A 12760-nucleotide genomic window follows, 5' to 3' on the forward strand; every position below is an offset into this window, starting at 1 on the left:
CAGGGGTGCGTCTCCCTGTTTTTCAATCATTTTCAGGAGGGGCTTTGCCGTACTTTTAAAGCCTAACAGCCTGAAATAGGGAATGTAGCCTAAACTTTTTAGGAGGGCGGCATCCTCTGTGGTAATGTTTAACAGGATGTGCAGAAGAAAGCGGCTGATTTTTGCGTAAGTCACATCTTTGGTTTTTAAGGTTTCACAAAAACCGGAGTAACCGGAAAAAAGTTCCAGGTGCTTTTTTATCCGGTTGGAGAGGAAGGGGGAACCTCCCAGGTAGCTTTCATATCCCATCCAGGATTCGCTTAAAAGCTTATAGTACAGCATTTGGGAAAAATCGTTTTCCCGCAGCAGGTACTTTTGGGGAGGGAGCAGGTCTGCGGCTGTTTTTGGCATATATTGTTCCAGTGGGACTTCCCTGCCGGAAAAAACGGCGTTTCGGATGGCTGTGGCGGAAGAAAAACATGTCTCCAAATCAGGAGAATGGTAATCGGAGCCCATCCGGGGAACGGGGCAGGGGATAAGGTTTGATTGCCTTCTCAGAAGATTTTTCTGGTATTCCAGCCCTAAAATATTGTTGGGGGAGGAAAAAATCTCATGAAATTTTTCTCTTGTGGTGCAGGGAAAATCACAGGAGGGATTTTCTTTGGCCCAGCTTAAAAAAGCCTGCTCAAAAGCCAGGGGATAGGCCAGGCCCTTCCCCTGGCTTTTTTTTAAGGCAAGGGAAAACTCACGGGGTTCCCTTAAGAGAAATTCTGCCAGATTTACCAGATTTTTCGGCTCCTCTGTCTCGCACCCGTAACTGATATGGGTGACGCAGCCTAGTTTATCCAAAAAGGCGGTGCCCCCTGCGGCAAAGTCCGGCGCAGCGGAAGTTGACCACAAAAGCGGAAGTTCAAAGACCATATCCGCCCCGTTTTTTAAGGCCATTTTGGCCCGGGCAAATTTGTCCGTAAGGGCGGGTGCGCCCCGCTGGACATAGTTTCCGCTCATTACCACTACAACATAGTCGGCCTTTGTAAGTTCTCTGGCCTTTGCTATGTGGTAGGCATGTCCCCGGTGAAAGGGATTGTATTCCGCAATAATTCCTGTGACATTCATTTAAACATTCCTCCCAAGATAAAGTACTCAAAGTATACCAGATTTTATTTCTTGTTTCAAAAAATAAACAAAATTTCTGTTCTTTGCCTTGTATCAGGGGAAGAAAAGGTTTATACTAACAATATTAATGTAAATATTTTCATATTATGATATGGAAATTTAAGGAGACTAAGTATGAATGTATTAGTGATTAACTGTGGAAGCTCTTCTTTAAAATATCAGGTGATTAATTCTGATACGGAAGAGGTATTGGCAAAGGGACTTTGCGAGCGTATCGGTATTGACGGCAGGCTGGTTTACCAGCCAAAGGGCGGGGAGAAAGAGATGACGGATGCTGCGATGCCCACCCATACAGAGGCAGTTCGCATGGTATTGGACGCCCTGGTGAATCCCAAAACCGGGGTGCTAAAAAGCTTAAATGAAATTGATGCGGTAGGGCACAGGATTGTCCATGGAGGAGAGGCTTTTGCGGAGACTACCCTGATTGATGAGAAAGTGATTGCGGCTGTGGAGGAGTGTTCCGATTTGGCGCCTTTGCATAATCCCGCCAATTTAATCGGGGTGAGAGCCTGCCAGGAAGTTCTGCCAGGCGTCCCCATGGTAGGGGTATTTGACACGGCATTTCATCAGACTATGCCAAAGGAAGCGTATCTTTACGGCATTCCCTATGAGTATTATGAGAAATACAAAGTCCGCAAATACGGATTTCACGGGACAAGCCACAGCTATGTGTCAAAGAAAGCTGCTGAGATTTTGGGGAAACCTTATGACAGCTTAAAGACGATTGTGTGCCATCTGGGGAATGGCGCCAGTATTTGTGCTGTGGATAAGGGCAAATCTGTGGATACTTCTATGGGATTATCTCCTTTGGAGGGCCTTGTCATGGGAACCCGCTCCGGGGATATTGACCCTTCCGCTATGGAGTTTATCGCAAAGAAGGAAAACCTGGATATGGCGGGGATTTTAAATGTGTTAAACAAAGAGTCCGGCGTCTATGGACTTTCCGGGGTATCCAGCGATTTCAGGGATTTGGAGAAAGCGGCGTTTAGCGGCAATGAAAGGGCAATGACAGCGAGAAAAGTTTTTGTCCACAGCGTGTTAAAATATATCGGGGGCTATGCGGCGTCTATGAACGGCGTGGACGTTATCTGTTTTACCGCGGGCCTTGGGGAAAATGACGGCCTTATCCGCCAGATGATTTGCGACAATCTGGAATATCTGGGAATTCATATTGACGGGGAGGCAAATAAAGTCCGGGGAGAGGATAAAATAATTTCCACACCGGATTCCAAGGTAACGGTTATGGTTGTTCCCACAAATGAGGAGCTGGCCATCTGTCGTGAAACCGTGGAGATTATTGGTAAAAAATAATAGGAATATTCTTGACAAATACAAAGGGCATATGTATAATTGTTTAGGTGTGAATAGGAGACGCAGGTGAAAGTAGATGTTACAGACTTATTATCAGTAGAAGATAAAGCCTTTGAACAGAAAGTGGAGACGGAGCTTACTTCCTTTCAGTCAAAATTGGGTGAGTTTCCCATTATCAGGAAAGCGCCATTCGTGTTACATCTGGAGAATCATAAGAAACGGTATATTAAAGTGACAGGCACAACAGATGTGGTTGTTGTGGTTCCTTGTGACAGATGTTTAAAGGAAGTGCAGGTTACATTACATCTTGTGATAGACCGGAAACTTTATCTGGAGGAGCCGGAGTTTGGAGAGGATGCAGATGAAGAGGATATGGGTTGCATAAAAGATTCCGCCTTGGATGTGGATTGGCTTATCTATGATGAAATTTTGGTAAACTGGCCTACGAAAGTGCTTTGCAGGGAAGATTGTAAAGGTATCTGCAGGAAATGTGGTACAAATCTCAATGATAATTCCTGTTCCTGTGACCAGGGTGAGCCAGATCCGAGAATGGCGGTAGCCCGGGATATATTTAATCAGTTTAAGGAGGTGTAACCTATGTCAATTTGTCCAAAGAACAAGTCTTCCAAAGGAAGAAGAGATAAAAGAAGAGCAAACTGGAAGATGACTGCTCCAACTTTAGTAAAGTGCAGTAAATGCGGGGAATTAATGATACCGCACCGTGTTTGTAAAAATTGTGGTTCTTATAATAAAAAAGAAATTATTCCACAGGATTAATAGGAAAAGGGAAATCAAGGGTTTCTTTATGTTGCCCCTGGTTTCTTTTTTTTATTTTTGGGAGCCTGATTTACTAATTTTGTGCCAGGAATCCGGGGGAGAGGAGGGAGCACACTTGCCATGCCCCAGTGTAGAAACCGTAGAGGGATGGCAAGTGTGCGCCTTGTTATATAGATAAGTGTTTATCTTAAATTCGCATAGATGTTTGCAATCTGCTGTGCTTTATCCGGGCAGTTTTCCTGCAGGAACATTAAATACTGCAGGGCAGTGCCCTCATAGGGGTGGATGTCTCCCAACAGACCCACTTCATAACAGTTGCGAATAACATTGATAATACAGTCCTCCGTGTGGTCCTCTTTGCAGTCCTTGCACTCTTTTAAAATATGTGCGATTGCCGTTTCCAAATCTTCTTCGTCAAATACTTTGAAATCTGTGAAGGGAATCTCTTCTGTGCCTCCTGGAACCTCTTTTTTGGGTTCTGCTTTGTAATTTTGAATGCAGTGTTTTGCAAATCCTATAGTACAGGATTTTCCCTGGCACTTAGTGCAAAGTGCTTCGCCTCTGCAGCATTTTTCCAAATCTTCTGCGATTAAATCTGCATTCAGTCCTTTTTTGTGTGCATCAGCCATGTGTTTACCTCCAATGATTGTCTTTTGATTTTTTGCATTTTGCCACAGTATAACATATAGGAAATAGTTTTTCCACAGATATTTTTAAGAATTTGTACTTGAAAAGAAAGATAAAATGGAATATAATGTTATCGTTATATGTCGGAAATAGGAGGTGGATAGATGGCAAGACCAGTCCGGTGCAGGAGAATTTGTTTTGAACCAAAGTATGACAGTTTTGCCCCCCGGGGAAAGGCCAGTACGGCTCAGGTTTTATTGACGGTGGATGAATTTGAAGCGGTCCGCCTTGTTGACTTTGAGAAAAGGACACATGAGCAGTGCGCCAGGCAGATGGGGATTTCCCGAACTACAGTTACGGAAATGTATGAAAGGGCCAGGACAAAAATCGCGGATTGTATTGTCAATGGGAAGACACTGTGTATTTCCGGCGGGAATTATACGCTCTGTGACGGTTCCGCGTGGAAATGCTGTGGGAAAAAATGTGACAGGGCAGATTATGCGGCGGATCTTGCCGCAGGCAGAAAGGAAGCAGGAAAGATGAAGATTGCAGTTACTTATGAAAATGGAAATGTATTCCCTCATTTTGGGCATACAGAGCAGTTCAAGGTTTATGACATCGCAGACGGAAAAGTTGCGGATGCCAAGGTGGTAGACACAAATGGAAACGGCCATGGGGCTTTGGCGGGAATGTTATCGTCCCTTAATGTGGATACTTTAATCTGCGGCGGAATCGGCGGAGGCGCCCAGATGGCTTTGGCCCAGACAGGAATTCAGCTCTACGGCGGGGTGTCCGGCAGTGCGGACGAAGCGGTAAACGCCCTGCTTGTGGGAAATCTTGTCTTTAATCCAGATGTGCACTGTGACCATCACGGACACGGGGAAGGCCATCACTGCGGAGAGGAGAAACACGGCTGCGCCGGATACGGAGGGAACTGTCAATGAGCAGATATGAATTTACAAAGAGACTGGAAACAGGAAACAGCATCATTGACACAGAGCACAAGGAGTTGATTTTGGCTGTAAATAAGCTTTTGGACGCCTGCAGCAAGGGGGAGGGACGCTCTTCTGTGGATGGAACCATACAGTTTTTGAATAATTATGTGAATGAACATTTTTCCCATGAGGAACAGCTTCAAAGGCAGAGCCATTATCCCGGTATGGCGGCCCACAAGGCTTTTCACGAGCAGTATAAGAAGACGCTTAAGGAAATCACCTCAAGAATATCACAGTCCGGCCCTACAATTGTGGAATTGGGGAGATTAAACGGCCATATCGGTGTGCTGATAACCCATATCAGCACAGAGGATAAAAAATTGGGGGCATTTTTAAGCCAGACATAAGTTAGAGGTTTCCGTCATGTTTTTTTGTGGCGGAAACTTTTGTTTGTGGGGAGGTTGCAGTTCGGTTGGTGAGTATTGCGGCAGGGGGTAATGATACAATATACTGTAAAGTTGTATGGAAAGTGAGTAAAATATGGATGAAAACTATTTGTTGAGAGAAGAGTGTGACAAAATATTTGATTTCTGGAAATTGCAAGAGTATTTTACGCAGTTTCATTATCCGGAATTAACCAGAACGGTAAAAGAATATGGAAAAGATGTGCCATTTGATTATTATTGCAATGCGCAAACGGATGAATTAAAGAATAGTGAAGTTAGTACCAGTCAATATAACAAGGGAAACGATCTTTTTGATAACTATATATCTCATAATAAATATTTAAGTGAAAACAAGTTTTCTTCAAAGAATTACTGTAAGTGGGTTAATATATATTATGGTTGTTACAAACTTAAAAAGTTTGTGGAGAAAATAATTGAGATATTCGGATTGGATATAGAAAAATATCCTGATGTTCATGAGTTAAGCGAACGATTTTATACGGTTTCTATACAGACAGATTTGAATGGAAAAATTAGAGAGAAGGGTGTTCACATGAATCCTTTTTTCTATGCTGCAATTATAATGATGAAGACCAAAGGCATGAAAACCAATATAGTGCAAGAGGAAATTGTTAAGCTAAATGAAGATGTTAGCGAGATATTAAATCAGAATGCGGTAAAAGTAAAATCATTAGTTGATATTGAATATATAGTAGATATATATTTTAAAAAACTAAATATAGTGTCTGATCAGAAAGAAGGGCTGGTGGGCGCCTCAGAGTTTACTTTTGCATGTAAAGGTGTAAAAGAATATGATGACATTGACGAAGTTGGCGGTTTCTATTTGAGTGATATTGAGTATGTCCATAAGAATTATTATAAAAATAAGCAAGTTTTAAAGTATGTGACGGCACTGTTACAAAATAAACGGACGAAAACGATGATAGACAGTGATATGGGGGCTTTGAATAATTGGCTTGAAAGTGATAAATATCCATTGGCTAAATATCCGTCAATATATTCCCCCACATTAATGCAGCAAGTTGCAATTAATATTGCTGTTTCAGAGAAGGAGAGAACGGAGAAAATTTTTTCTGTGAATGGCCCTCCTGGAACGGGAAAGACAACGCTTTTGAAAGAAATTATTGCATCGAATGTGGAGAAATTAGCAGAAGTATTAATTGAATATGGAGTAGATGGCGGTAAGTTTCATACATGTAGAATAGATTCTGCGTCTGGCCCAAGTTATACGGAAAAATATTATGAGATACCGGAAGACATTGCAAAATATGGAATATTGGTAGTGTCAAATAACAATACAGCAGTAGAAAATATTACACTTGATTTGCCCAAAGCGGATAGTATGATAAAAGATAATACATGGACGGAACTTTTTGACAGGACAGAGCATAAAGAAATATATTTTTCTTCTGTTGCAGATAACTTATTAGGCGAGGAAAATGTGGCATGGGGCTTGATTTCTGCCCGAATGGGTAAAAAATCATATATATCTGATACACTTAAGGTTTGTGTTTTTGCTAAAAAGAATGATAAGTCAGATAAAGTCACTTTGGACATGGTAAAAGATGATAGTGTGTCTTGGGATGAAGCGGTTACAAATTTTAATCATGCCAAGAGAAAGGTGTTATTCATAAGAAAAGATATAGAAAAAGATAAGCAAATTTTGTGCAGCATGTATAAATCACAGGAAAATTTGATAAAACAGCAATCTGCGTTAGATAAACTAAATATGGAAAAAATTATTACAGAGCAAAAATTAGTGAAAGAGCAGGAGTTGCTTACATCAAATGAGAAGGATACCTTGAGTTGTGAAGAAGAAATCAAATACATTATACAACATTCTTCTTTTATAAAAAAAATACTGATATTTCTGGGATTGGGAACTATAGGAAAAAAAGTCATCGAACAGAAAAATCAAATAGAAAACCTGATTCTCCAACATAGTGAGATAAATAGTAATTGCAGTCTGATTCAGGAAGATATCAAGAAACAGTGCAGTGATATCGAAAAACAAAGTGCCATAGTTTCTGCGGCAGAGAAAGAATTTAATGATTTGAAAGAATGTGTTTATGGAAATGGAATTTCTTTGAAATCGAAATATAAAGACAATCTTGCAGACAGAGAATTTTACGAAAATATAAAATATTCTGAAAGGTCTCAAAATGCTTGCCCCTGGACCTTTCCGGCATATGATAAAGCAAGAGAAGAATTGTTTTTTGCAGCATTGCAGGTAAGAAAAGCGTTTATTTTAGAATCGCCTTACATCCGAAGAAATTTGTTTGTGTATGAAGGATATCTTAACGGAAAATATACCATGGCAGAAAAGATGGAAATGTTCCCACATTTATTAAATTCAGTATCGGTGGTTGTTCCTGTAATTTCATCCACATTTGCTTCAATTGGCAGATTTTTAAAGTATGCGGGAAACGGAAGTTTAGGAATGCTTGTAGTTGATGAAGCAGGACAGGCTGTACCCCAGTCGGCCCTTGGGGCAATTTATAGAACGAAATCCGCTATGGTTGTGGGAGATCCATTGCAGGTAGAACCGGTAGTCACAATTCCACAAGTTCTTATGGATATTTTGGCAGATAGTGTCGGTGTGCCAAAAGATTACAAAAAAATGGACAATTCTGTGCAGAGTTTTGCAGACAGTATGAATGAATTTAATGGAATGATAGGTGAAAGGCAAGTGGGCTGCCCGTTAGTTGTTCACAGAAGATGTATTGAACCTATGTTCTCTATTTCAAATATGATATCTTATGACAACAGGATGTTTAATAAAACAAATAAGAAAGAAGTGTATTTATCAGAGGAACAGTCATTTTTGTTAAAGAAATCAGGCTGGATTGATGTGAAGGGTGCAGAAAAAGATGCAAAAAATCATTTTGTTGAAAAACAAGCCCAAAAAGTCTGCCAACTCCTGGATAAATCTACAATGATTTATAAAGATATATTTAAAACAGAAGATAAAATTTTTATCATTTCACCTTTTAAGACGGTTGCAGCATCTATGCGTACATATATTACTGACTATTTTACTTCAAAAGGGCTAGAGCGGGATCAGGTGAAAAGCTGGACTCAAAAATGTGTTGGTACGGTACATACGTTTCAGGGAAAAGATGCCAATGAAGTGTTTTTTGTATTAGGTTGTTCCGCTAACAGTATTGGTGCAATAAATTGGGTGGTGAAAAAGCCAAACATTTTAAATGTTGCATGTACAAGAGCCAAATACCGGATAGCATTTATTGGAGATTTGGATATTTGGAAGAACAGGAGATTTTTTAGTGATTTTATGCCTGAAATAATTGATGAAATTGATGTTTGATTTTTTTAGGGGGGGTTTTCAAATGAAAATAAATAAAACATTGTCATATTACAATGAAAATGCAGATACTTTTGTCCAGGGGACAGTGCATGTGGATATGTGGAAGAATCAGCAAAAGTTTTCCGGCAGATTGAAAAAGGGCTCTTATATATTGGATTTGGGCTGCGGTTCGGGACGGGACACAAAGTATTTTCTACAGCAGGGATACTGTGTGGATGCGGTGGATGGTTCTGAGAAGCTGTGCAGGTTAGCCAGTGATTATACAGGAATTGAAGTGAAACATATGCTTTTTCAGGAGCTGAAAGAAGCAGATAAATATGACGGCATATGGGCTTGTTCTTCTATACTGCATCTGCCGGCGGCGGAACTTGCAGATGTTATGGGAAAGATGGCTGCTGCCCTAAAAGCCCATGGCATTGTTTATACATCTTTTAAATACGGTGTCTTTGCAGGGGAGAGAAACGGCCGTTATTTCACTGATATGACAGAGGAAAAATTTGCAGAATTTATAAAAGATGTGGATGAATTAGCAGTGGAAGAGCAGTGGACAACCTGGGATGCACGGCCGGAGAGAGGGGATGAGAAATGGCTCAATCTAATTTTGCGGAAACAATAGAGATTATCGGGAATGGGGCATTTTGCCGTCATATGAAAGACATATTGGAGTATCGCACGGTGGAATATTATCGCAGAAGGTATACAGGGGAATCATTAGATTCCCCAATTTATAATTTCAGGGAAGATTTTCTCAGTTGTTTTCAGAGATATCCCAAATGTGCCAGAAAGCACTCACATCCCTCCACAATATCCTGGTAAGTCAGGGTAAAATTTCCGGTGTACCATGGATCGGCAATATCCCTGGGGTTATTGGAGTAGTCCAGGAGACGGCAGATTTTACCTTCCGGGTCGCCTCCGGCAATTTTTGTCATGTTCCGGATGTTGGCGGAATCCGCTCCCAGAAGGTAGTCATATTGAGCATAATCTTTTCGGGTCATCTGTACCGCATGTTTTCCCCCGCAGGAGATGCCGTGCTTTGCCAGTTCCTCCCTGGCCGGAGGATAAACCGGACTACCTGTGCCGTTCCAGATTTCTTCCGTGCTTGTGGCAGCGGAAGCTATGTAAAACTGGTCAGAAATTCCAAGTTCCTTTACTTTTTCTTTTAAAACAAATTCAGCCATTGGGCTTCTGCAGATGTTGCCGTGGCAGACGAATAGTATTTTAATCATATCTTTTATATCCCTTCATAAGCCTTCAAACCTTGATATTTCAGGCATTTAGGCACTTTTTTCATTTTTGGTTTATTACCCATAATCTGCGTAATTCGTTATAAATCTACGCAAATTTACGGGCAAATGGTGTAGTAATTGGTGTAGTAGATTAGTGTACTTCTCAACCTGATTTTCTCTGTTTTCCCTGCGTATTAGCTTTGAAGTCCAAGATTTTTGCCATCTGCTCCGCCGCCCGGTCATAGCTTGCATGGGTATATACATTCAACGTAACGCCTACGTCAGAATGTCCCATCACATACTGCAAGGTTTTAATATCCATGCCTGCATTTGCCATGTTGGTGCAGAAAGTGTGGCGAAATACATGTGGCGTAATATGTGGCAATGGATTGTCCGGATGCAGCTTCTTATATTTCTTCATTGCCCACCGCATCTCGTTCTCAATATGTAATGCCACTTTCGGGTGATTGTCTTTGTCAATCAGAAGAAAACTGCTGTAACCGTCTATGATTACTTCTGTATTCAATTTCGGACGGCTGGCAAGGATATTCTTCAAGCTGTGATACACTTCCTCTGTCATCGGGATAAAACGGCATCCACACTCTGTTTTTGTTTTTTCCACATAATACTTTCCGCCTCGTTCCCTGACAAGCTGCTTGTCAACACGGATTTTTCGATTTTGGAAATCAAGGTCATTTTTTGTCAAGCCACAAAATTCGCTGACACGTATTCCTGTTCCCAACAACACGACAAATTCATCATAATACTTACAGTAGGTTTTATCCTCACGGATAAAACTCATCCAAAGTTTCTGCTGTTCCTCTGTCATGGCGATACGCTTCTGTGAATCGTTTGGCACAACATCAACCAGCTTAAAATCAAATGGATTCCTGCGGATAATATCCTCATTATATGCCATCTGAAAAGCAGGTTTTACAACGCCCCTGACGCTTGTAATCGTGCTGTATCCTTTACCGTCATTATGCAGCTTCATGATCCACTGCTGGGCATCAGATACCTTAATATCCCTTATCTGCCGGTAGCCGAAATCTTCTTTCTTAATCAGATTAAGAACAAAATTATATCCGACTTTGGTATTGTAGCGTACACCCTGCTTCAAGCTGATATAGCGTTCCAAGAGGGCAATAACGGTAACTTCTCCGGCTGCATAGTCAATTCCATCGTCAAGCTGCCTCTGGATTACCTTTTCCTTTTCCCGCAGTTCCTTCAAATCCGAAGAATAAACAGTCTGCCGCTTTCCGTGGATATCCGTATAGCGGTACTGATAAATCAGGTCTTTTCTCTGGCTCTCTCCTGTCTTTAAGACTCGTCCTTTATTGTCTTTTCGTTTCTCAGACATTTTCAACTCCTTTCCGTGGTGGAAAGAGCCTTGATATGACTCATCCATTGTACCATATCAAAGCCAAATTTACACCATCAGATTCATAAAACTGTGAGAAATAAGTCAAATAGCTAAATCAGATAGAATACTCGCTCTCGATATACTGATCGAACAGGCGGCGTTTGATCAATCGCTTATTGCCAACCCACAAAACAAAGCGGCAGTTTCTCTCGTTGGTAAGCTCACGTAGCTTATTTACACCAATCCCTGAATAAGCGGCAGCTTCTTCCAGACTTAGATTACTCTTTTCCCAAATCGGAACTTCTTTCATTGGCTTTCGCCTCCCTCCATCAGCTTTTTAAGACGTTCCATTTTCTGCTGTGCCGTTATTTTGCGGAAATCGCCACCCGTAAAGCGGACAGGCACACACATTTCAAGCAGCCTGCCATAAATGCGTGCGTGCGGCACGTCCTCCGGATTCCTAAGCTGCTCCGGCGTAAGGTTTGTCGTTGCAATCAGCGGCTTTTTGCTGATATACCTGCTGTCAATCACGTTGTATACCTGTTCCAGTCCGTATTCTGTACCTCTCTCCATGCCAAAATCATCAAGGATGAAAATGATGCTGCTGTCGTTAAAAGACGAGGGGAAACTTTACTTTGAGGGCGTGGAGGACAACTTCGCTTCGGAGATTGCCCTTGCGCTTGATGAGGATGCAGAGAACGTGAAGCTGACGCTTGCGTTTTTACAGCGGCATGGGCTGATAGAAATCGGCGATGATGACGAGTACCAGCTAACGGAAGTGCCGACAATCATCGGCTCGGAAACAGCTTCGGCTATGCGTGTGAGGGAGCATAGGGAGAGGAAAAAGCAGGCTGTCGGAAATGACAGGCTGTTACAATGTAACACGAATGAAACGGGTGGTAACAATCTGAAACAGATTTGTAGCGTAGAGAGAGAGTTAGAGATAGAGAGAGATAAAGAGATAGAGAAAGAGGGAGAGGGAGAGAAAGAAACACCCGCCCACGCCACTTATGGGAGATTTAATAATGTTTTTCTTTCTGATGCGGAGATTAACGGTCTGAAATCGGAACTGCCCGGCAAGTGGGAATATTATATTGACCGCTTATCCATGCATATTGCTTCAAGCGGGAAACAGTACCATAACCATGCCGCCACGATTTACAAATGGGCGCAGGAGGACGCTGACAAGGCAGTGCCAAAGAAAGGGATACCTGATTATTCATACAGTGAGGAGGACAGCTTATGAACGGTTTAACGGATACGGTTCTGAAAATGATGGATACCACGCAGGAGCCGGAGGATTACAAAGGGGAGGACGGTTTACTGTACTGTGGGAAATGCCACAAGCCTAAAGAAGCATATTTTCCTAAAGGCAGGGCTTTATTCGGGCGTGACCGGCACCCGTCTGAATGCGACTGCCGCAGGGCAGAACGTGAAAAACGTGAGAAAAAAGATGCGGATGAAAAACACAGTGCCGAAGTGGAACGTCTGAAACGGGAAGGCTTTTCCAATCCTGCCATGCGTCACTGGACTTTTGAAAATGACAACGGGAAATGCCCGCAGATAGGGAAAGC

General features: G+C 41.9%; 13 protein-coding genes and 2 pseudogenes. 9 read left to right on the forward strand and 6 right to left on the reverse strand.

Going from position 1 to position 12760, the window contains the following annotated elements:
- Positions 1-1095: tRNA(Met) cytidine acetate ligase (locus tag D7Y06_RS20965; protein ID WP_120409578.1), on the reverse strand; the 1095-nt coding region annotated here is incomplete at its 3' end.
- A 174-nt stretch (positions 1096-1269) separates the two neighbouring features.
- Here D7Y06_RS20965 and D7Y06_RS20970 point away from each other — a divergent pair.
- The 3 genes from D7Y06_RS20970 (at position 1270) to rpmF (ending at position 3243) form a co-directional block, all read left to right on the forward strand.
- Entirely contained in the window at positions 1270-2466 is a 1197-nt protein-coding gene (locus D7Y06_RS20970; RefSeq protein WP_120409579.1) for an acetate/propionate family kinase, read from the forward strand.
- A gap of 66 nt (positions 2467-2532) precedes the next feature.
- A complete protein-coding gene (locus D7Y06_RS20975; protein WP_120409580.1) occupies positions 2533-3060 on the forward strand; it encodes a YceD family protein in 528 nt (175 codons plus the stop codon).
- A gap of 3 nt (positions 3061-3063) precedes the next feature.
- On the forward strand, positions 3064-3243 hold the full coding sequence (gene rpmF, locus D7Y06_RS20980; RefSeq protein ID WP_120409581.1) for a 50S ribosomal protein L32: 180 nt from the start codon (positions 3064-3066) through the stop codon (positions 3241-3243).
- Between the two features lie 182 nt (positions 3244-3425).
- Here the strand turns inward: rpmF and D7Y06_RS20985 are convergent, their stop codons facing one another.
- Positions 3426-3872: a hypothetical protein gene (locus tag D7Y06_RS20985; protein WP_120409582.1), complete on the reverse strand. Its 447-nt coding sequence runs from the start codon at positions 3870-3872 to the stop codon at positions 3426-3428.
- 162 nt (positions 3873-4034) lie between these two features.
- On the opposite strand from D7Y06_RS20985, the gene D7Y06_RS20990 reads away from it, so the two are divergent.
- From D7Y06_RS20990 to D7Y06_RS21005, 4 genes are all read left to right on the forward strand, one after another.
- Positions 4035-4814 (forward strand): DUF134 domain-containing protein, encoded by a 780-nt coding sequence (locus D7Y06_RS20990; RefSeq protein WP_120409583.1) that lies wholly within the window; start codon positions 4035-4037, stop codon positions 4812-4814.
- Positions 4811-5212, forward strand: coding sequence for a bacteriohemerythrin (locus tag D7Y06_RS20995; protein WP_120409584.1), 402 nt, complete (start codon positions 4811-4813; stop codon positions 5210-5212). The genes D7Y06_RS20990 and D7Y06_RS20995 overlap by 4 nt, the downstream gene beginning before the upstream one ends.
- Before the next feature lie 133 nt (positions 5213-5345).
- Positions 5346-8597, forward strand: a complete 3252-nt coding sequence (locus tag D7Y06_RS21000; RefSeq protein WP_120409585.1) for a DEAD/DEAH box helicase — start codon at positions 5346-5348, stop codon at positions 8595-8597.
- A 22-nt stretch (positions 8598-8619) separates the two neighbouring features.
- Positions 8620-9213 carry a methyltransferase domain-containing protein gene (locus D7Y06_RS21005; protein ID WP_120409589.1) on the forward strand — a complete coding sequence of 198 codons (594 nt, stop codon included), beginning with the start codon at positions 8620-8622 and terminating at the stop codon, positions 9211-9213.
- 142 nt (positions 9214-9355) lie between these two features.
- Here D7Y06_RS21005 and D7Y06_RS21010 read toward each other — a convergent pair whose 3' ends face one another.
- The 4 genes and pseudogenes from D7Y06_RS21010 to D7Y06_RS26135 form a co-directional block, all read right to left on the reverse strand.
- The gene (locus tag D7Y06_RS21010) at positions 9356-9823 is read right to left on the reverse strand and encodes a low molecular weight protein-tyrosine-phosphatase (RefSeq protein WP_120409586.1); all 468 of its coding nucleotides are present in this window, start codon (positions 9821-9823) and stop codon (positions 9356-9358) included.
- Positions 9824-9986: 163 nt separating this feature from the next.
- Positions 9987-11183 carry a tyrosine-type recombinase/integrase gene (locus D7Y06_RS21015; protein WP_120409587.1) on the reverse strand — a complete coding sequence of 399 codons (1197 nt, stop codon included), beginning with the start codon at positions 11181-11183 and terminating at the stop codon, positions 9987-9989.
- 118 nt (positions 11184-11301) lie between these two features.
- Positions 11302-11496: an excisionase gene (locus D7Y06_RS21020; protein ID WP_004059400.1), complete on the reverse strand. Its 195-nt coding sequence runs from the start codon at positions 11494-11496 to the stop codon at positions 11302-11304.
- Positions 11493-11783 (reverse strand): annotated as a pseudogene (locus tag D7Y06_RS26135) (ATP-binding protein); the annotation flags it as partial. The gene D7Y06_RS21020 and the pseudogene D7Y06_RS26135, both read right to left, overlap by 4 nt.
- Between D7Y06_RS26135 and D7Y06_RS21025 the strand changes: the two are divergent.
- The gene (locus D7Y06_RS21025) at positions 11782-12432 is read left to right on the forward strand and encodes a phage replisome organizer N-terminal domain-containing protein (protein ID WP_158591449.1); all 651 of its coding nucleotides are present in this window, start codon (positions 11782-11784) and stop codon (positions 12430-12432) included. The pseudogene D7Y06_RS26135 and the gene D7Y06_RS21025 overlap by 2 nt on opposite strands.
- A pseudogene (locus D7Y06_RS21030) lies at positions 12429-12760 on the forward strand (ATP-binding protein); the annotation flags it as partial. The gene D7Y06_RS21025 and the pseudogene D7Y06_RS21030, both read left to right, overlap by 4 nt.

The organism is Roseburia sp. 1XD42-69 (assembly GCF_003612565.1).
Taxonomy (GTDB): Bacteria; Bacillota; Clostridia; order Lachnospirales; family Lachnospiraceae; genus Roseburia_B.